The 19395-nt window shown below is 66.7% G+C and carries 21 protein-coding genes; 8 read left to right on the top strand and 13 right to left on the bottom strand.

What is annotated here, in order from left to right; all coding sequences use genetic code 11:
* The first annotated feature begins 366 nt into the window (after positions 1 to 366).
* Complete coding sequence (locus ACNI65_RS17055) at positions 367 to 615, top strand: hypothetical protein (protein ID WP_416758179.1); 249 nt, start codon at positions 367 to 369, stop codon at positions 613 to 615.
* 110 nt (positions 616 to 725) lie between these two features.
* Here the strand turns inward: ACNI65_RS17055 and ACNI65_RS17060 are convergent, their stop codons facing one another.
* Positions 726 to 1208 (bottom strand): ASCH domain-containing protein, encoded by a 483-nt coding sequence (locus tag ACNI65_RS17060; protein ID WP_416758180.1) that lies wholly within the window; start codon positions 1206 to 1208, stop codon positions 726 to 728.
* Positions 1209 to 1409: 201 nt separating this feature from the next.
* On the bottom strand, positions 1410 to 2165 hold the full coding sequence (locus ACNI65_RS17065) for an SDR family oxidoreductase (protein WP_416758182.1): 756 nt from the start codon (positions 2163 to 2165) through the stop codon (positions 1410 to 1412).
* Between the two features lie 101 nt (positions 2166 to 2266).
* Here ACNI65_RS17065 and ACNI65_RS17070 point away from each other — a divergent pair, with 101 nt between their 5' ends.
* Both ACNI65_RS17070 and ACNI65_RS17075 read left to right on the top strand, forming a co-directional pair.
* A complete protein-coding gene (locus ACNI65_RS17070) occupies positions 2267 to 3178 on the top strand; it encodes an AraC family transcriptional regulator (RefSeq protein WP_416758183.1) in 912 nt (303 codons plus the stop codon).
* A gap of 236 nt (positions 3179 to 3414) precedes the next feature.
* Complete coding sequence (locus tag ACNI65_RS17075) at positions 3415 to 3909, top strand: hypothetical protein (RefSeq protein WP_416758184.1); 495 nt, start codon at positions 3415 to 3417, stop codon at positions 3907 to 3909.
* A gap of 147 nt (positions 3910 to 4056) precedes the next feature.
* On the opposite strand, the gene ACNI65_RS17080 is transcribed toward ACNI65_RS17075, so the two are convergent.
* Entirely contained in the window at positions 4057 to 4314 is a 258-nt protein-coding gene (locus tag ACNI65_RS17080) for a hypothetical protein (RefSeq protein WP_416758185.1), read from the bottom strand.
* Positions 4315 to 4506: 192 nt separating this feature from the next.
* On the opposite strand from ACNI65_RS17080, the gene ACNI65_RS17085 reads away from it, so the two are divergent.
* The gene (locus tag ACNI65_RS17085) at positions 4507 to 4755 is read left to right on the top strand and encodes a hypothetical protein (RefSeq protein ID WP_416758186.1); all 249 of its coding nucleotides are present in this window, start codon (positions 4507 to 4509) and stop codon (positions 4753 to 4755) included.
* 113 nt (positions 4756 to 4868) lie between these two features.
* Here the strand turns inward: ACNI65_RS17085 and ACNI65_RS17090 are convergent, their stop codons facing one another.
* On the bottom strand, positions 4869 to 5291 hold the full coding sequence (locus ACNI65_RS17090; RefSeq protein ID WP_416758187.1) for a hypothetical protein: 423 nt from the start codon (positions 5289 to 5291) through the stop codon (positions 4869 to 4871).
* Positions 5292 to 5509: 218 nt separating this feature from the next.
* On the opposite strand from ACNI65_RS17090, the gene ACNI65_RS17095 reads away from it, so the two are divergent.
* The 3 genes from ACNI65_RS17095 to ACNI65_RS17105 all read left to right on the top strand — a co-directional run bounded on the left by ACNI65_RS17095 (position 5510) and on the right by ACNI65_RS17105 (position 9069).
* Positions 5510 to 6787 carry a hypothetical protein gene (locus tag ACNI65_RS17095; protein WP_416758188.1) on the top strand — a complete coding sequence of 426 codons (1278 nt, stop codon included), beginning with the start codon at positions 5510 to 5512 and terminating at the stop codon, positions 6785 to 6787.
* Positions 6788 to 6800: 13 nt separating this feature from the next.
* On the top strand, positions 6801 to 7550 hold the full coding sequence (locus ACNI65_RS17100) for a hypothetical protein (RefSeq protein WP_416758189.1): 750 nt from the start codon (positions 6801 to 6803) through the stop codon (positions 7548 to 7550).
* A 139-nt stretch (positions 7551 to 7689) separates the two neighbouring features.
* Positions 7690 to 9069, top strand: a complete 1380-nt coding sequence (locus tag ACNI65_RS17105; protein ID WP_416758190.1) for a hypothetical protein — start codon at positions 7690 to 7692, stop codon at positions 9067 to 9069.
* Position 9070: 1 nt separating this feature from the next.
* On the opposite strand, the gene ACNI65_RS17110 is transcribed toward ACNI65_RS17105, so the two are convergent.
* Complete coding sequence (locus ACNI65_RS17110) at positions 9071 to 9505, bottom strand: hypothetical protein (RefSeq protein WP_416758191.1); 435 nt, start codon at positions 9503 to 9505, stop codon at positions 9071 to 9073.
* A gap of 144 nt (positions 9506 to 9649) precedes the next feature.
* Positions 9650 to 11074, bottom strand: coding sequence for a PLP-dependent aminotransferase family protein (locus ACNI65_RS17115; RefSeq protein WP_416758193.1), 1425 nt, complete (start codon positions 11072 to 11074; stop codon positions 9650 to 9652).
* Positions 11075 to 11399: 325 nt separating this feature from the next.
* Here ACNI65_RS17115 and ACNI65_RS17120 point away from each other — a divergent pair, with 325 nt between their 5' ends.
* A complete protein-coding gene (locus ACNI65_RS17120) occupies positions 11400 to 12677 on the top strand; it encodes an MFS transporter (RefSeq protein ID WP_416758195.1) in 1278 nt (425 codons plus the stop codon).
* A gap of 18 nt (positions 12678 to 12695) precedes the next feature.
* Here ACNI65_RS17120 and ACNI65_RS17125 read toward each other — a convergent pair whose 3' ends face one another.
* From ACNI65_RS17125 to chvE, 7 genes are all read right to left on the bottom strand, one after another.
* Positions 12696 to 13025 carry a DUF6794 domain-containing protein gene (locus ACNI65_RS17125; protein WP_416758196.1) on the bottom strand — a complete coding sequence of 110 codons (330 nt, stop codon included), beginning with the start codon at positions 13023 to 13025 and terminating at the stop codon, positions 12696 to 12698.
* A complete protein-coding gene (locus tag ACNI65_RS17130; RefSeq protein ID WP_416758197.1) occupies positions 13022 to 13450 on the bottom strand; it encodes a hypothetical protein in 429 nt (142 codons plus the stop codon). Before ACNI65_RS17130 ends, ACNI65_RS17125 begins: the two co-directional genes overlap by 4 nt.
* 33 nt (positions 13451 to 13483) lie before the next feature.
* A complete protein-coding gene (locus tag ACNI65_RS17135) occupies positions 13484 to 13801 on the bottom strand; it encodes an EthD family reductase (protein ID WP_416758199.1) in 318 nt (105 codons plus the stop codon).
* A gap of 26 nt (positions 13802 to 13827) precedes the next feature.
* On the bottom strand, positions 13828 to 15246 hold the full coding sequence (locus ACNI65_RS17140) for an ankyrin repeat domain-containing protein (RefSeq protein ID WP_416758200.1): 1419 nt from the start codon (positions 15244 to 15246) through the stop codon (positions 13828 to 13830).
* A gap of 71 nt (positions 15247 to 15317) precedes the next feature.
* The gene (mmsB, locus tag ACNI65_RS17145; RefSeq protein ID WP_416758201.1) at positions 15318 to 16541 is read right to left on the bottom strand and encodes a multiple monosaccharide ABC transporter permease; all 1224 of its coding nucleotides are present in this window, start codon (positions 16539 to 16541) and stop codon (positions 15318 to 15320) included.
* Positions 16534 to 18123, bottom strand: coding sequence for an ATP-binding cassette domain-containing protein (locus ACNI65_RS17150; protein WP_416758202.1), 1590 nt, complete (start codon positions 18121 to 18123; stop codon positions 16534 to 16536). The genes mmsB and ACNI65_RS17150 overlap by 8 nt, the downstream gene beginning before the upstream one ends.
* A gap of 26 nt (positions 18124 to 18149) precedes the next feature.
* Positions 18150 to 19202: a multiple monosaccharide ABC transporter substrate-binding protein gene (gene chvE, locus ACNI65_RS17155; protein WP_416758203.1), complete on the bottom strand. Its 1053-nt coding sequence runs from the start codon at positions 19200 to 19202 to the stop codon at positions 18150 to 18152.
* Between the last annotated feature and the right edge of the window lie 193 nt (positions 19203 to 19395).

The raw sequence follows: 19395 nt of genomic DNA on the forward strand, positions 1-19395 counted from the left end.
GTTGACTTTCAAGACGGTTGTTGAGCAGGTGCCTTAGCGCTGTGACAGCGGTAGGGCGCTACCGATTCAGCCTCGTGCCGGAGTTTCTTCTTGGCCGCTGTCAGTCGCAATGGGCACGACAGCGGTCATCGCTGCCGGCACGACGACGGGCGAGCCGACGACGGCTTCATGGACCTGAGCGTGAACCCGGCAACTTGCAATGGAAGACCGCAATCGCTGCAAAGGAGTCATTCACGGCTCCCATTCATCCGCCGAATCCGCATTCCACGCCGCTGTGATGTGGCTTCGTCTCCTGGTGCTGGAGGGGCGGGGGCTCGATGACGAAACTACATCCATCGACGCAACCAACCGCCCCAGGAGAACGACATGACCCACCGCTTCAACCTCGAATCCGCCACCAGCCGCACCATCAATGCGGTCGCATTCGGCGCCGTCGCTGCAGTGGTGATGGGCCTGGGCATCGCGCACGCTGAAGGTCAGCGCGAGCAACGCGCCCAGATCGTGACGCTCGACCCGGTGGTGATCACCGTCAAGCGTCAGCAACTCCCGACGGTCTACGTGACCGGCCGCCGCGACACGTCCGCCGACGGCATCCAAGTCGCTTCCGCGCAGTGATCCCTGACGGTTGCGCTGCATCGATGGGGATGTCCATCGGCTGACGCCAAAGGATCACTCCCCCAACAGAACGCCTGGCTCATGCCGGGCGTTTTGCGTTGGAGGACGGATCAGCCCGCACTTGGCGAAGCCTGATAAACCACTTTGAATCTTTCGCAGGCGAGCAACATCTTCTTGTCAAACCGTCGTCCGGCTCGCTCGCATTCATGCTCGAAGTACCGCTGATGGCTCTCAAGCCAGTGGGCCAGCGACCCATCTCCCTCACCTTCAATGGCGGCAAACTCCGCGCTGACCTCGTTGTAGGGCACGACATCGACGGCTTGCGTCTCAATGATGCAGAGCGGCTGACCTGACCAGTCCGTGACGATGCTGAGGTCGCCTGGCCTCGGGATCCGTATTCCCTGGTCCTCATACGACCACAACGAGCCTGCGGTTGCCCGCTTGATGCCGCGCATCACCAGCCCAGCCAATTCGTCGGCCAACTCTTCGCTGTCTCCAAAGACGCAGACGTCGTAGTAGCGGCCATCGTCGACCGCGCAGGTGGCAAGCAGGAACTCGTTCCAGAACGGAAGCAGGTGTGAGGGAACTGGCATGAGTGGATGGGTGGCCAAACGACCGAAGGGTCAGGGGTGAATGGCGCAAACAGCGGTCTCCCCAAGCGGATGAGGATGACGCCTGGGGCGTGCACCCGAGCAGTGTCTGAGAGCGGAGCAGACATGCCAAAAGAAGTCTCGCGAGCGCGCAACAGCACGCAAGTCGCTTCGGCGCTGTGATCCGCGGCGCCTCCGCCTGCGTCAGTTCTTGTCGGCCTCCGCAGCCCACTGCACGGCGTCAGCACCGGCGGGGATGCGGAACGGTGCATTGAGATCGGTTGCGGCCACCCACACCGCTTCAGCAACGTCCTTCGCCCGTGTCCCAGGGCCAGTCGATGCCTGCATGCGTGCGATGGCGGTCTTCATGAAGTCGCCATAGGTTGCATCGTCGATGCCTCGCAGGTTTGCCCGCGCCGTGTCTCGGAAACGCGTCTCGCCCGAAGATCCAGGCAGCACCAGACGCACGCGGACGCCAAACTGAGCGACCTCCGTCTCCAAGGACTCGGAAAACGCGTTCACGGCCGCCTTGGCCGCCCGATAGATGCCGACCAGGGGCAACGCCTTCAGCGTGACGCTCGAGCTCACGTTCACGATGACGCCCGAGCGGCGTTCACGCATTTGAGGCAGGACCGCCTGCGTGACCGCGATCGTTCCGAAGGTGTTGGTCTCAAACAGCTCGCGAATCATTTCCTGGCTCATCAGTTCGATAGGAGCCGGGGCTCCAAAGCCAGCGTTGTTGACCAGGACGTCGATCGGGCCGGCGGCGCTGATGGCCGCATGGATGCTTTTCGCGTCTGTGACATCAAGCTGCAGCAAGCGCAGTCGCTCAGATCGCGGGAGCACATCCTCTCGGGGGGTCCGCATGGTGGCCACGACCTGCCAGCCACGTTCCAGGAATTCGCGGGCGGTTTCCAAGCCGAAGCCGGAGGAGCATCCGGTGACGAGTACGGTTTTCATGGAGGCTGTTCCTTCAGAGGGTGTCAACGCCTCCACGATAGGGCGCCAAAGCCGTACTCGCTACACTCCGTAGTCCGCGTTTCATTTGCGAGAGTACGACCGTGGTCGATCCGCTTGCCGAGGTCGTGCTGCTCCTGCAGCCGACCGCGCGCTTTTCCAAGAACGTCATCGGCGCTGGCGCGTGGCGCGTCCGCCGCTCGGACGCTGGCCAGCCGTTCTACTGCGCCGTGCTTGAGGGCCGCTGCCGCCTGACGCTCGATGGGCGGGAGCCGCTCGTGCTTGAAGCGGGCGACTTTGTCCTGGTTCCCGCGGCGTTCGGCGTCACCATGTCCAGCCTTGAGCTGCCCACCGATACCGCCAACTCCCTGCCGGTGGAGGTGAGCCCGGGTGTCTTCAGAGTCGGACAGGCGGACGAGCCCATCGACCTGCGAATCCTGGCCGGCCATTGCAGCTTCGGCTCGCAGGACGCTGCGTTGCTCGTCTCGTTGCTGCCAGAGCTCGTCCACGTCCGCGGCGAGGGTCGGCTCGCGACGCTCGTGCATCTTGTCGGCGAGGAATCACGTGAGCAGCGGCCGGCGCGTGAGGTCATCCTCACTCGTCTGCTCGAAGTCCTGCTAATCGAAGCCTTGCGTTCGAACGCCAGCGCCGCGTCGCCTCCTGGGCTGGTGCGCGCGCTCACCGACGTGCGTCTCGCAGCGGCGATCCGGGCGATGCACGAGGAGCCCCCCAGGTCGTGGACGGTGATGGATCTTGCCAAGGAGGCGGCACTTTCTCGCACGACATTCTTCGAGCGCTTCAATCGCGCGGTGGGCATGGCGCCAATGGAATACCTGCTGGCATGGCGGATGGCGCTCGCGAAGGACATGCTTCGTCGACGGGACGTGGCGATCGCTGATGTGGCGGAGCGCGTGGGGTACGCGTCGGCAAGCACGTTCAGCGTCGCATTCTCAAGACATGTGGGCAAGCCTCCGACGCAGTACGCGCGAGAGTCGGAAGGCGCCAGGCCAAGCTAGTTCGGCGGCCTTGGGCGTGCGTCGAAGCATGACGGGGCACCTTGGTCGTCGAGGGCTGCGAGCGGGTCGCCCTTTGCTTCTGAGGTCTGCTTGAGGCTGGAAGCGGACGCTGGTGAACGGCCGGGGCACTCGGCAACGAGCACGGGAGTATCACTGCCTTAAACGAGGCAGCGCACCGAAGAGTTGGGCAAGAATCGCTGCGATTGCTACGTACGCTCAGCCTCGGAATCTGCGAAATGCGCCACCAGTACCGGCTCACCAAGTACAACCCCGCATCGCGAGGAGCGGACGGTGCCTATCTTCTGGATGAGTGGACCTCTTTTTCTGACATTGGGCGGTCATTTGCGGGTGTAGCTCTTACGGAGACGGAGTACCTAAGGGTCGAGGCTGACTACCTAACGTCTCTTGAAGAGTTCCTGGCCGAAGCTGGCATCACGAGCCTTCGCATCACTGGGCTCGAAACGCAGCAATCCGGAGACATTCCCACTTTCATCGTGCCGGGTCGCGAACTGAACCTCGCCGAATGCATTGAATTCTCAAGACTCGCGCTGCGCGAAAAAATCTGGGGCAAGCTGGTCCGGCCAGGTTTAGCCTACGTGCACTTTGGATATGACTATTACGTGTACCTCGGCCTACCGAGAGCGTGCCACGCTGCATTGAAGAATGCTCGCGCCAACGGCTTGTTTGCAGAGGCTATGCGTTCGCCGTACCTCAGGGCGCAGCCGACCTGAACGAATGCGGTGGCTGCGGGCGACGCATTGCACGCGGAGGGGATGTCTGCTCTTGCGAACGAACGCAACGGGTAGCCAGTGTCCGCATCCGCTGCAGAGCTGGCGCCGTCCCCCAGGCCGAAGCGGTCATCGCCAGCTGATTCGGGTCTAGTCGTAGAAGGATTCTGGATGGACTTCTGCCTCGGCCAATGCAATGGCGCGCTTCAACTCAGCGAGCGGAAAGGAGACGTAGTCAATGCCATAGAGTTCGACCTGCATGCCCAACTGCTCGTCAGCACGGAACGTGATGAACGGCGCCGTCGGGTTGCTGGGGCGGCCTGTCGCTTCGAGATGCATGCCGTCACCGGCAGCCGAGAATTTCTGTAGCCGCAAAGTCGTTACGAACTCAGGTTGGGGTGCATTCATGCGCAGACTCTAGCCGAGCGGTGCGAGACGTCCGCTTCCGCTGCAAAGCGGAGCTCGCCTCCTCATCCATTCATCCGCCGAATCCGCATTCCACGCCGCTGCGCTGCGGCTTCGTCTCCTGGTGCTGGAGGGCCAAGTCGTCGACGACGAAACTACATCCATCGACGCAACCAACCGACCCAGGAGAACGACATGACCCACCGCTTCAACCTCGAATCCGCCACCAGCCGCACGGTCAAAGCGGTCGCTTTCGGCGCAGTCGCAGCGGTGGTCATGGGCTTGGGCATCGCCCACGCTGAAGGCCAGCGCGAAGCACGCGCTCAGATCGTCACGCTCGACCCAGTGGTCATCACCGTCAAGCGCCAGCAACTCCCGACGGTCTACGTGACCGGTCGCCGCGACACCTCCGCGGACGGCACCCAAGTCGCCTCCGCGCTGTGATCCCTGACGGTTGCGCTGCATCGATGGGGACGTCCATCGGCTGACGTCAAAGGATCACTCCCTCAACAGAACGCTTGGCTCATGCCGGGCGTTCTGCTTTCCGAAGGCCAAGCTCACTGCTTGTCGCCCGGCTCCCGCCGACGCTTGATGTCTTCCTTCAACTTCTCGTTCAGGGCCAGGTACTCGCGAAAGAGCTTGGCGAACGGCGGCTCCGCGCCTGCGAAGTAGCCGATCTGACCGATGAAAATCGAATCCCCGCGTTGCTCCGGCTTGCGTGCGATCCAGGCGGGGTGAGCCGGATGCCCAGGCTTCGTGAAGCCGTAGATCGTGGCAGTCGCCGTGTCGGTGTAGACCAGGAGCTTCTGATCCTCAACGTCCTGCACCGTGGCACCGTGCTTCTCGCGCACCTCATCGAAATAGGCCTGCCATTGGGCCTCCGTGATGTTCGCGCGAGGGTAAGGCTTGAACTCCTGCGCGTGAGCAGCAGCAGCGAGCAGCAACACGGACAGGACGGCGGCACGGGTGGGGAATTTCATGGTGACGCCACTCTGCCAGCAGCCCGCCCGCGCGGCTACGGTGGGAACGCTCGGAGCCGGCTGTGGAAGCGGGCCAGCCCATCGTCAATTCTGTGGACGTCGCAGCATCCCGTGCCAGGCTTTCGCGCCCTCGCCCAGCAATACTGGCCTCATCCAAGGCGGCGCACCTTCAACCGCTGTCCTTGCAGTGAGCTGGTGGCGTCACAACGAGGGACTTCATGGGTGTCAATCACAAGGGATCGACGACATCGACCTGCAGATACGAGGAGAAGCCGAAGGAGCCCGCGGACACCACATTGATCGTCGCGAAGTGGCTGGTCCCCACCGCGGGCGTGCTGTTCGGTCTGGTGGGATACGTCATCGACAGTGCGCAGCGGTCCTTGCTCGCTTTTCCCACCGACAACGCCCGGTTGGACGACGGCGGCCGCGTTCAGGACGCTGCTGACTTTCTTCGCTTCTTCTTCACGCTGGTCGGTGATCGGCTCCTCACCCTCGGGTCGCGGACCTCGTTCTCGCTGGGCGGGCACTGGCTTCTGCTCGCATGCCTCACCGCATTGACCGTTGCCGTGCTCTTGTCTTGCGTTCTCCGGAAATCCAATGCCTCTCATGGCCGGAAAACAGCCATCGTGCTCCTCGCGGCCAGCCTGCCCTGGTGGGTGGTCGCGCTCATCACCGTCAAGTTCGTCTACTTCGACGCACCGGTGATGCGGCTCGAGGCCGTCATCGTCGAACGCGGCGTCGCCGAAGAGGCCGTGAGGCGGGCGGCAGATCGGCCCTTGGCAGCGAGCTCGGCAAGCGCTGCGACACCAGGCGCCGCGGTCACTGCGCCGTTGAAGACTCGCCTCGTGCCAACGACCTTGGGCCCCGTCGGTACAACGGTGTCCGATCGGGCTTTCCAGCTCTGGCGCTTGATCGCGTGTTCCCGCATCGGCGGTGACACCTTGCCTCCCGAAGCCGTCCTGGCACGCAGCGCGAACTGCACCGATCCGGTTGACGCGTTGCCGAAGAAGAAAGCCGCTGCGGAGCTTGCCGGCGAGTTCGACGCTTCACTTTGGCTGGCCGCGCTGATCTCGGCGGGGGCGGTCGGTTTGCTCGCGCGACGCACCGCGTATGCGACCGCGCTCGGCATCCTCGGGCTGGCCTACCTGTTGACCGTGCCCTACGCCTGGGGAAAGCTGCTCAAGCCCGTCGACTTCTCCTATGCCGTCGTCCGGGCCGCGGACGAGACCTTTCAAGTCGCGGGGCCCCGAGGCGGGCTGCCGCTCAACGTGAAATCCACCTACGCGTTCGTGCTGGGCCGCGACTCTTCCGCCGTCACGCTGCTGCAAGGCGTCGAGGAGCCTTGTCATCCCACCAGCGGCCGGGTATTGCGGTTCTCCTCAGTCCCGGCCTCGAGGATCGTCGCGATCGAACAGATCTTCCGATTGGACGTGATCGAGTGGGCGCTCCGGACTCAGAGCGATTGCCCCATCACGGAAGATCGGCCCACGCCGTGATAAGGAGCGAAAAGTGAATATTCAAACCTTGGCATCCCGCGCCCTCGCCACGGCGCTGTGCGGCTTCTGCGTCGCGGTTCAGGCCGCGCCCTCCAACTTCAGCCCCGGCGAGCTCTCCGTCTTCGCCCACGCTCAGGTCGTGGCACCGGGATTGAACCCAAGGGTCTACGTGGGGAACCCTGTCCAGGTCAGCAAGGCTTCGACGCTCTCGTTCAAGGAACGTGTCTCGGTGCGGGTGTTCGCGCTTCCCGCGAAGTCGGACATCCCGGTCAGCTGGGCCAGATTCGAACCGTGCCTGGTCTACTGGTCGACGCTCTATCAGGTGAGGTTCGGCCCGGACGGTGTGGTCACGCTCTTCAACCCAGGGTTGGGATGGCTCCAGCTCACGGATGGCGGCCAGTTGGAGACACAGCGATATCTGCTGGTGTTCGAACAAGGCGATGGCGATGGGGATCACATGGTCCGCATTCGAAACGACCAGGTCAACGACTACTTCTCAAAGGGCCTGGTCATCTCGATCGAATCCGTTGGCGACTATCCCGGCGCCGATCGCGACGAGATGCTCAGAAAGCGCAAGGCCCAGGCCGCCGCCTTGCAAGCAGCAGCGGACGACAACGTGAAGAAACATCGCTGCTACGTCGTGAAGGCGCCCCAGCTTGCGAACGCGTCGACCCAACCCGCTGGAGGCGTCGCCGAGAATGTTCCGATGGGCCCGACGATCTACGCGATGAACGACTGCGAACCCGAGGTGTCCTTGCCCTGAAGCAGGCCAAAGGATCATTCCCCCGACAGAACGCCCGGCTCGTGCCGGGCGTTCTGCTTTTCAGGTCCGCTTGCGCTCAAGTCAGAATGCGCGGCGCGTCCATGCGCCATGCAGAACAACACGACGAGGGATTCCATCCATGCTGGTCAACATCATCGGCAGCTTCACCTTCGAGCAGCGAGGCGATGCCCTGTTCGTAGGCACCGAGGAGTCAGCCGCCCTGGTGGCGGACGGCCAGGCGCGACTGGCACCTCCCGAGCCCACCTTCCTCGCGTTCAAGGGTCCGGGCGTCACCGCTCATGTGCCCTATGGCGATGGCCCCACCGTCATCCACCACGACAGCAGGCCGTGGAGCAGCGACGACTGCCTGCTGGGCGGCACCGACCTCTACGGCGTCTGGCTCGCCGACGATGCGGACGGGAAGTCGGTCAGCATCGTCCGCGATTGGAGCAACAACGTCCTCGCGACCCTGCCGTACCTCGTCGGCCCCAGGCACTTTGCCAGCCAGGCCATGGTGCAGGCCGACGACAACACGGCCCTGGTCCACAGCCCCAAGGGCGAGTTGATCGCAGACTTCAGCCTGCAAGCGCAGGGCGCGGGCATCCAGTCGCCGGCGCATTTCGCCGGGTCATGGGCCTTCCTGCGGACGCATGGCGAGGCGTCCGCCTGCCAGGTCTTCGATCTGCACCGGCTGGCAGTGATCGCCACACTTCGCGTGGCCGTGGCGATCTTCGGCATCTGCGCCCTGCCCGATGGCCGCATCCTGCTGGCGGACGCCGACGGTCTCCATCGGTGGGACGCGGCTTCTCCGGACACCTTGCACACGCTGCACGACTTCGACTCCGCGCTGGATGCTGGGGAAGTCCAGATGCTGCTCTGGCACGATCCGCATCACGCCTACGTGTCCATCGACCACGATCACGCGCGCGACCGTCACAGCCTGCTGGCCGTGCCCTTGGCGGGCAGCCCTGGGGTCCCGGTGCAGTCCTTGCACTGGTCGAGCGCCTGGGCCACCACGATCCATGGCGGCTTCCTCGCCGGGCAGAACTTCCTGTCGCTCAAGCGCAAGACGCTTCTGGCCGACAACGCGGTACTGGTCTGGACACCCGGCCAGCCGCTGTCGGCGGATCTCTTCCAGCCCGCTGACCACGCCACCGTCGAGGTCGAATCCATCCGCTCCACGGCCAAGGGCAAGCATGGTTACCGGGTGCGTGTCGAGGACGACGATGCCAACCGCGCCGTGCGCCTGGCCGCCCTCGAGCTGGGTCGTCTGCTCGGCGAGACCTGCAAGGGTCCGTACGTCCAGGTGGATGAGGTGGCGGACCGCCAGTTCGATGGCGCTTTCCAGGTGCACATCGTCGGCGCTGGCGTGCCGTCCGACTTCGAACGCGGCTTCCTGCCCGCCTACCTGGACTACTTCCGGGACGAGGGCTCCCTGCAGCCGGCCGGCAGCAAGGCACGCCTGTCGGTCGCGGTCACCTGGGCTTCGGACCGGCCGACACAGGCTCCTGGCATCTGATTCACTGCCTCCCCACCTCGACCCGCAACGCCCCCGGCGCCGCCACCGCACCGCTGTGCAACGCGTGATCCCACGCCTCGGAGCGCAGCAGCAGCCGCTGCATCGCTTCCATCCTCGGCTCGATCAGCGTCTCGAACTCCGGTGAATACAGCTGGCAGCCCAACGCGCGCGCCAGCGCGCAGACCTGCCGACTGAACCGCACCGTGCCGTGCTCCGGCACCACCTGCACGTGAAGCTGCCACTCGTCGACGTCCTCGCAGATCAGCTCGATGCAGTGCCCCTCCACGCTCGTGTACACCGCCCAGCCTTCATCGACCGCCATCGGCTCACCCAGGTGCTCGCCCAGCCAGGATCGGGTCGACGACAACCACCGGGGCGCCAGGTAGAAGTCCTCGTCGAGTTGGCAGAACACCAGGTGAAAAGGGCTTGCACACATGCGCGTCGACTCCAGGACACGCCACCACGGCGCGAGTCCTGGCATTGCATCCCAGAGCGCATCGCACCGCGTCTCCTGTTTGCAGTAGACGCGATTGCCTCCATCCGCCAAGCCGCGGCATCCACCGACGGCAGCCCGATCCCTTCAAGGATCGCCGGCCAGCTCACCCGCCAGCTCCCCCAGCACGCGCAACGCGGCACCCCGACGCTCATCCAACGCGTGCCCCGCGGTGAGCCGCAGGCAATCGTCGAAGTCCCCGCCGATCGTGAACACCGGCCCGGGGACGAAGTTGATGCCCCTTTGCCGAGCCCGCGCCAGCAACGCCAGCGCGCTGAGGCCACCCGGCAACCTCACCCACAGCTGATGGCCCAGCGGACCGTGATGCACCTTCGTCCCCGCCGGCAGGCACGCGAGCGCGGCCTCGCGCCACGCCCGCACTCGTCGCCCGAGTTGCTGTCGAAGCCGGCGCAGATGCCGATCAGCCGCGTCGCTGCCCAGGAAGTCCGCGAGCACCTGATCCGTCAGCGCCGGCAGCAGCTCGCCCTGCACCGCCCGCGCCGCGCGCATCTGCAGCCGATGACGTCCGCTCGCGATCCAGCCGACGCTCATGCCGGTGCCGGTCACGCAGTCCAGGCTCGCGCAATGGAGCACGCGATCGTCCTCATCGAAAGCCTTGAGCGGCCTGGGGTACTCCGCGCCGATCGGCAGCTCGCCGAGCAGGTCGCATTCGATCAGCGGCAGCGCGTGCCGAGCGCAGACCGCGACCAGCGCGGCACGGGCCGTGTCCGGCCAGGCCGTGCCCATCGCGCCGGACAGCCCCAGATTCGCGATGCACACGGCGATCGGCGTCGAGCGCGACAGCGCCTCCAAGGCTTGCGCGACCTCCTGTCCATCGCTGGCGGCGGGGAGTTCCCCCACCATGAGCCCCATGCTGAGCAGGACCTCCAGCGTTCTCAGCGACACCGGCTTCGTCACGGCCACCCGGTCGCCAGGACGCGTCAGTTCACGCAGGCAGAGCTGCAGCGATTCGCCCTCGCCGTGCGTGACGACCACGTCCTCCGCGCCGACGCGACATCCGCGCTGCACCAGCCGCTCCGCGAGCGCGGCGCGCAGGGCCGGTGAGCCGGCGACCGAGCCCTCGGCCCAACCGGACTCGCGCAAGCGCGCCTGCGTCAGACGACGCAGCGCCGCCACCGGCAGCAGCTCCGCGGGCAGCGCGAGATGGCCCAGCGAGAGCAGCTCGTCCTGCGAGGCGGCGAGCGCCATCAGCCGCTCGCGCCGCAGATCGAGCGCGTCGGCGACGCGCGGCGCTGCTGAGGACACAGGTACGACCGGCGCGGCGGCTCGCACGAAGAAACCCAGCCGAGGACGGGCCTCGATCAGGCCGGCGTCCTCCAGCCGATGCAGCGCATGCGTGACCGTCGCCAGGCTGGCGGCGTGCAGTTCGCACAGGCTGCGGACCGAGGGCATCCGCGCGCCGGCGGCAGGACGGCCATCGCGCAGCTCCTTGGCCAGTTGGTCGGCCAGCTGCTGATAACGGAAGGGGGAATCCTCGGGACAGGCGCTCACGGTCTGGGTCGGCGTGGATCAGCGGGGGTTGGCGTGGTTCGGCATGGGCCGGATGCAGGGCGCGCAACGATACCGCGTCACGCGCACCCTGTATCGATCCAACGAGCGTCTCGCGGCATGGATACAGAACCCGGCCGGTCTGTATCCATGCGACGCGCTCACGCCTGGGTCTGCCGCGCTCGGACGACGCTGCCTAGAGTGCCGCCGCATGCGCTTCGACCCCAGCCTTCGCTCCGCTCTGCCACGTCGACCCTCCGGCCGCCGTCTTGGCCGATTTCCAGGTTCACTCCTGCATCGGCTCCGCCGCCCGCTTCGTCGCCTGCGCATGCGCGGTGGCGTCGCCGCGCTGCTGCAGGCGGAGATGACGACGCTCCTGGCCAGCAGCGTCGGACACGGGGCCGCGCTCTGGTGGCTGGCCGGCCACGCCGGCGCGCGCGGGTTGACGATCTACAGCGCACTGATGGCCGTGCTGGCGCTGATCAGCCTGCCGCTGCTGTCGCCGCTGGGTGACCGCCTCTGCCGGCGCCGGCTGATCCTCTGGGGCCAGGCCCTGCTGGTGGTGGAGGCGGTCGCGCTCATGGGGCTCGCGCTGGCCGGCGGATTGAGCGTGTCGACGCTGTGCGCCTGCGGCGCGCTCGCGACCTGGGCGCAAGCGATCGTCCAGCCCGCGCGGACAAGCCTGCTGCTCGACCTGTTGCCCGCCTCCCGCGTCAGCGCCGCGATCCGCGTGCGGCGGGGCATCCAGGCTCTGGGCACGTTAGGCGGTCCCGCGCTGGGCGGGCTGGCGTTGAGCGGAGGCGGCGTCGGCGTGGCATTCACGCTGCAAGCGCTGCTGGCCGTCGCGGCCTGCGGCCTCGCGCTCAGGACCCGGCCTCACGCGCCGTCATCGCCGAAGCGCTCGATCGAATCCTGGCGCGCCAGCCTGCTCGCCGGGCTGCGCGCGAAGTGGCAGGTGCGCGTCGATCGATGGTGGAGCCTGACCGGCGCCCTGATGATGATCTTCTTCCTGCCCGCCACCGGCCTGCTGCTGCCGCTGCGCCTGCAGGCGATCGGCGCGTCGCCGATCTGGCTGGGCCTGTGCGGCAGCGCCTTGTCGTTGGGCGTGCTGGCCGGGGTCCTGGGTCTTGCTGACCGCTGCATGACTCGACTGGGACGACTGCGTGCGATGTTCGCGGCCATCGCGGTCTGCGGCCTGAGCGTGGGCCTCATCGGCGCGCTCGAGCGCCCATGGGCATTGACGATCTGCTTCGGCGTGATCGGGATGTGCGTGTCCATCACGCAGTTGATGGGGCAGACCCATCGCTCGCTGGCGGTGCCGGAGGACTTCCGCGCGCGCATGGCGTCGGCGCAGCTGACCCTGTCGCACCTGGCCGCGGCGATGGCGCCGCTGATCGCGGGCCTGTGCCTGCGGCAATGGCCGGTCGAGCAGGTCTACGGCCTGATGAGCGCCGGCTTCCTCGTCAGCGGCCTGGCGCTGCTGCTGGTGCCGGACCTGCGGTCCTTCCTGGCCGCATCGACGAAGGAGGCCAGCGGCTGGTATCAGCGGCGGTATCCGGAGGCGTTCAGGCGCGCCGAATCCGCAGTCGCTCGAACGGACCGCTGAGTTGCTTGAGGTCGCCCCTCATTGCTCTCCCGCATTGGCCCGCTCTTCCAGCCAGAGCGTCGCGATCAGTGCCGCGGAAGCCGCATCAGCATCCAGAACGAGATGGCCTGGCACCTTGTCAGTGAGGTCATCGAAGAGCGGCCAGGTTCCCGAGCTCCACAACTTGAGTTCATGGCGGAGCGTATGTCCGAGCGTGAAGTGCAAGCGCCACCCGGCCTCTTCCTGGGACGACGTCCGGAGCACCTCTCGGTCTGCTTCGGTCAACAGCGCCCTGGCCGAGACCAACGCTTCTTCCAAGGTTCTCGGAGGCAGCGCGGGCGCCGACACCGAATCGTCGGCCTTGTTCATGAGTTGGCCAACGACCACACGAACGTCAAGTCACCGCAGATGCCGTCGTTCACGCCGGTACCGAGGTAGCCGTGAGCATCGAACGCCTCTCGGAAGACGCGCTCGACAGAAAGACGGTCTCCTGGCGTCAAGGTCGGGCCTTCGAAGATCCGGACCACGTCCCCCAGGTCGACCAACGCTGCATGAAAAGCCCAGCAGCCATGTCTGAACGCATAGTTGTGGGGATACGGGCTCTCGGGGGCCGCATCGGGAACCCTCACCAAGTAGCTGTCCTCACTCACGGCAAACATCTCCGCGATGTCTGATCGATGGTCACTGCGAACATGGCTCTTCCAGCTCGAGCCGTGGCCAGGAAAGTCGCGACACAAACGCTCAAAGTCCTCCAGGGTGAATGGCACCAACTGGAAATTCAGACCCGAATGCACCCTGCTCTCCCCCATGTGCCGCGGCTCCCCGTTCTACCGCTCCACCACCACCTCGCTGATCTGCATCAGCGGCTCGATGTCGGTGTAGTTCTTGACGTCCCCGGTGATCGTCTTGGCGTGCGGCGCGAACGCCGCGCCGAAGCTCTCCACGGAGTCGCTGTAGATGTGGCACATCGCGACGAACGGCGCCTCCTGTCCCGGTGCACCGCCACCCAGTCCACGGTCCACCGAGTAGCCGCGGCAGCCCTCCCCCAGCAGCTGCTGCACGAGCGGCATGTGCTTGTCCCGGTAATACGCGTGGTCGAAACGGGCACCGGGCTTGTTGGGATAGATCACGCTGACCTTGATCATGGGAGCTCCTTCAATAGAGTCGTCCATTAGACCGCCGACCTGCCCGCGAGCAAGGCCTCGGTGACCTCGTCCGAGAACTGAGAGACGTGATCGCCCATCAGCACGAGCTCAGCGTCGTCCGGATGGGGTCGCGCGTCGGGGATCCCATGCGCCATCAGCGCCTGCGCGCAGCCCACCCAGTCGCCATCCGCGACCGGTTCGTTGAGCGAGGCCCAGGACAGCGTGCCCATCGCGTTGTCGCCGAAGCCATGCTCGGTGCGCCAGTCCGCGCCGTGCTCGAGCAGGAAACGCGTCAGCGCGGCATCGCCTCGGAACACCGCCATGTTCAGCGCCGTCGCAGACCAGTCGCCGCCGCGCGTCTCGATCGGCCATCCCAGCTCGACCATCAGCCACACCGCCTGATCGCAGCCCTCTGCCGCGAGCTCCGGCAACCATCGCCGTTGGCGCTCGTCCAGGCCGTCGATCAGGCCGGGGTGTCGCGACAGCACGGTCCGCGCTCCCGCCTCATTGCCCGCCGCGCAGGCAGCGACGAAGGTGTCGACGTCAGACATCGGCTCGCTGCCCGCGCCGGCGGCACGCAGCAGCTCGGCCACGTCGATCAGGCCAAGTCGCGAGGCCATCAGGAACGCCGACGTGCCATCGCGCGTGCGGGCATGCGGATCGGCGCCCGCCTCCAACAGCGCCGCGATGTGCGCGGTCGAACGCCGCCGACGGATCGCCCACAGCAAGGGCGAGCCCCAGTCCGACGTCGGCGCGCCCAGCGGCGCCTCGTTGGGATCACCGCCAAACGCCAGCAACAGGCGCAGCGCCTCGATGGCATCGAGGTCCAGCACGCGATACATCGCATTGGTCCCGCTCACGCGCGCGCCCGCCTCGAGCAGAAGCCGCGTGCACGCGACGCTCTCGAGCGAGTGATACAGCGACTCGCCGTCGTTGGGATCGGCTCCGGCCGCCAACAGCAAGGCCGTCAGTTCCGAGTCGTGATGTTGACCCGCCGCGCCGTAGAGCGCCGACAGCGGATGCGCCTCATCGCTGTCCGTCTCGCTTGCATCCAGGCCCTCACCGCCCTCGCGGCCCCACCGGCTGATCACCGATTGATTGGGCGATGCGCCCGCCGACAGCAGGAATCGCGCGCAAGCATGCAGGCGCTCGCGCCAAGCCGGCAGTTTCAACAAGCCCGAATGCGTGACCGCCACGAGCGGCAGCAGGCGCAGCGGCCCGCCGTCGCGATGGAGCCAGGACGGGTCACGCGCGGTCGCCTCGCGCAGCCGCGCTTCGTCGCCGAACGCGCAAGCGACGTAGGGATCGCCGCTCGCCAGGTCGGGGTGATCCTCCAGCAGATGCAGCGCGACGGCCGGCCGCGAGCGGTTCATGCCGCCGACGAGATCTCCCGCGTAGACGTGGCGCAGCAGGTCGATGTCGCGCTGGTCAGGATCACGATTCAAGGCGGCCTCCGTGCATCAGATGCCGGAGATGTTAGCCGCCGGCTCGGACGGCGACAGCCGCCTCCCGCCGCCTACTTCCGCTTGTTCACCACGTCCACCCACACGGCCGCGAGCAGCACCAGCCCCTTGATCACCTGCTGGTAGTCGATGCCCACGCCGAGGATGGACATGCCGTTGTTCATCACGCCCATCACGAACGCGCCCACCACCGCGCCCATGATCTTGCCCACGCCGCCCGACGCCGACGCACCGCCCACGAAACACGCGGCGATGACGTCGAGCTCGAAGCCCAGCCCAGCCTTCGGCGTCGCCGTGTTCAGGCGCGCCGCGAAGACCAGGCCCGCGAGCGCCGCCAGCGCGCCCATGTTCACGAAGGTCAGGAACGCGATGCGCTGCGTGCGCACGCCCGACAGCCGCGCGGCCTTCTCGTTGCCGCCCACCGCGTACACGCGACGGCCCAGCGTCGTGCGACCGGCGATGAAGTCATAGGCCAGCGTCAGCCCGACCATCACCGCCATCACCGTCGGCAGCCCCTTGTAGGACGACATCAGCCAGCTCATCGCCCCGATCGCGCCCACCAGCACCGCCTGACGCGCCCAGAAGACCACGCCCGGCTCCGTCTCCATGCCGTGCTGCCGCGCCGCCGCGCGGTGCCGCCACGACACCACCAGCGACACCGCCGCCAGCAGCGCGCCCAGCACCAGCGTCGTCGGCCGCGGATCGTCCTGCCCGACGAGCTCGGGCAGGAAGCCCGCGCTCAGCGCCTGGAAGCTCTCCGGGAACGGGCCCAGCGACTGGCCCTGCAGCAGCGCCAGCGCCAGCCCCTTGAACACCAGCATCCCGGCCAGCGTCACGATGAATGACGGGATGCCGAGGTAGGCAATGAACCAGCCCTGCGCCGCGCCGATCGCCGCACCCGCCACCAGGCACACGAGCGCGGCGGGCAGCGCGCCCCAGCCCTGCTGCACCATCAGCACCGCCGCCAGCGCGCCGATGAAACCGCTCACCGAGCCCACCGACAGGTCGATGTGCCCGGCCACGATCACCAGCAACATGCCCAGCGCCATGATGACGATGTAGCTGTTCTGCAGCACCAGGTTGGTCAGGTTCAAGGGCTCCAGCAAGGTGCCGTCAGTAAGCACCTCGAAGAGCGCCATGATCGCCACCAGCGACAGCAACATGCCGTAGTCGCGCAGGTGGCGCTTGAGGAAATGGCCCAGCCCGGCGGCCTCGGCGCTTGCCGCGCCGCGCGGGCTCATCGACGCCGAGCTCGGCGCCACGATCGGTTCAGACATCAGCAGTTTCTCCGGCGCCCACGATGGCGCCCATGATCCGGGCCTGCGTCGCTTCGGCGGCGGGGAACTCCGCCACCAGCCGCCCCTCGTTCATCACATGCAATCGGTCGCACATGCCCAGCAGCTCTGGCATCTCCGACGAGATCAGCAGGATCCCGCACCCGCGCGCGGCCAGGGCCGCGATCAGGCTGTAGATCTCGTACTTCGCGCCGACGTCGATGCCGCGCGTGGGCTCGTCCAGGATCAGCAACCGAGGCCCGGCGAACAGCCATTTCGCCAGCACGACCTTCTGCTGATTCCCGCCCGACAGGTGCATCACCCGCTGGTCCACGCCCGCGCAGCGCGTGCCGAGCTGCCGGCGGAAGTCCTGCGCGACCTGATGCTCGAGCGCCGCGTCCAGCACGCCGCCGCGTGACACGCCGGCCAGGTGCGCCAGCGTGGTGTTCACCGCGATCGACTCCTCCAGCAACAGCCCCAGCGACTTGCGGTCCTCGGTGACGTAGGCCAGTCCGGCCGCGATCGCCTTGGGCACAGAGGACACGTCCACCTCGCGTCCGTCCATCCACGCCGAACCGCGGATGCGGCGTCCGTAGCTGCGCCCGAAGACGCTCATCGCGAGTTCGGTCCGACCCGCGCCCATCAAGCCCGCGATGCCCACGATCTCGCCGCGGCGCACCGTCAGGTTGACGCCCTTGACGACCTCGCGCCCGGCCTGCGTCGGATGCTCGGCATGCCAGTCGCGCAGCTCGAAGAGCACCTCGCCGATGTCAGGCGTGCGCGGCGGATACCGCTCTGCCAGATCGCGCCCCACCATCGCCTGGATGATGCGCGACTCGGAGATGCCGCCCTCCTCCGTCTCGTCGCAGTCCGCGCTCAGGATCGACCGCCCGTCACGCAGCACCGTGAGCCGGTCCGCGACGCGCGTCACCTCCTTGAGCTTGTGCGAGATCAGGATGCAGGCGATGCCCTGCGACTTGAGCTCCAGCAGCAGGTCCAGCAACGCGTCGCTGTCGGTCTCGTTGAGGCTGGCGGTGGGCTCATCGAGGATGAGCAGCCGCACGCGCTTGGCCAGCGCCTTGGCAATCTCCACCAGCTGCTGCTGACCCACGCCGAGCTCGGCCACCGGCGTCTGCGGCGAGGCGCGCAGCCCGACGCGCGCGAGCAGCTCGATCGCGCGATCGTGCATCGCCAGCCGGTCGATCACGCCGAAGCGCGACGGCTCGTGGCCAAGGAACAGGTTCTCCGCGATCGAGAGCTGCGGCACCAGCGCCAGCTCCTGGTGAATGATGATGATGCCCAGGCGCTCGCTGTCGGCGATGCCGGCGAAGCGGCGCGTCTCGCCTTCGAAGCGCAGCTCGCCGCCGTAGTCGCCGCCGTGGTCGGGGTGCGGGTACACGCCCGACACGACCTTCATCAACGTGGACTTGCCGGCGCCGTTCTCGCCGCACAGCGCGTGGATCTCGCCGGCGCGCACGTCCAGCCGCACGTTCTCCAGCGCCGCGACGCCGGAGAACCGTTTGGTGATGCCGTGCAGCGCCAGCAGCGGGACCGCGTCCCCGCCCTCGCGGTTGGTGTCGCTCATGGACTCGTCTCGACGCATCGCGTCGATCAACGCAGCTGCGTGTCCTTGTAGTACCCGCTGTCCACGAGGATCGGCTTCCAGTTGGCCGCATCCACCGACACCGGCTTGAGCAGCACGCTGGGCACCACCTTCGCGCCGTTGTTGTAGGTCTTGGTGTCGTTGACCGCGGCGGGCGTCTTGCCTTGCAGCATGTCGTCGCTGAGCGCCGCGGCGGCCTGCGCCAGTTGGCGCGTGTCCTTGAACACGGTGCTGGTCTGCTCGTGCTTGAGGATGGACTTCACCGAGGGCAGCTCCGCGTCCTGGCCCGTCACGATGGGGCACGGCTGCTTGGCGCTGCAGTAGCCCGCGCCCTTGAGCGAGGACAGCACGCCGATGCTGATGCCGTCATACGGCGAGAGCACCGCGTGCAGCGGCTCCTTGCCGTAGAAGGCCGACAGCAGGTTGTCCATGCGGGCCTGCGCGGTGGCGGCGTCCCAGCGCAGCGTGCCGACCTTGGCCATGCCGAACTGCTTGCTGCGCACGACGAGCTTGCCGCTGTCGATGTAGGGCTTGAGCACGGACAGCGCGCCGTCGTAGAAGAAGGTGGCGTTGTTGTCGTCGGGCGATCCGCCGAAGAGCTCCAGGTTGAACGGGCCCTTGCCCTGCGCCAGGCCGAGCTTGTCGATGATGCTCTGGCCCTGCATGACGCCGACCTGGAAGTTGTCGAAGGTGACGTAGTAGTCGACGTTCTTCGTGCCGCGGATGAGGCGGTCGTAGGCGACGACCTTGATGCCGCGCTCCGCGGCCTTCTGCAGCACCGGCGAGAGCGCCGAGCCGTCGATCGGCGCGATCACCAGCACCTTCACCTTGCGGGTGATCAGGTTCTCGATCTGGGCCAGCTGATTGGGGATGTCGTCCTCGGCGTATTGCAGGTCGGTCTTGTAGCCCTTGGCCTGGAAGGCCTTGACCATGTTGTCGCCGTCAGCGATCCAGCGCGCCGAGCTCTTGGTCGGCATCGCGATCCCGACCAGGCCCTTGTCCTGCGACTGGGCCTGCGCGGCCCAACCGCCCAGCATCGCCAGCGCCACGCCGCCCAGCATCAGACATGTGCGGACGAGCGCGGTCCGTCGGACTGAACCTGTATGAAACATTGTTGTCTCCTGAATGTTTTATGAACGACGGTTTTTACTGCTGCGCGCGGGCTTTGTCGAATCTCGTTTTCGATATCGCGCGCCTCCCGGCGGTTATCGGTCCGTCGTTTTTGTATCCAGACAAGACATGCGTGCGGTGCCG

The organism is Roseateles sp. So40a, assembly GCF_048081605.1.
GTDB lineage: Bacteria > Pseudomonadota > Gammaproteobacteria > Burkholderiales > Burkholderiaceae_C > Roseateles.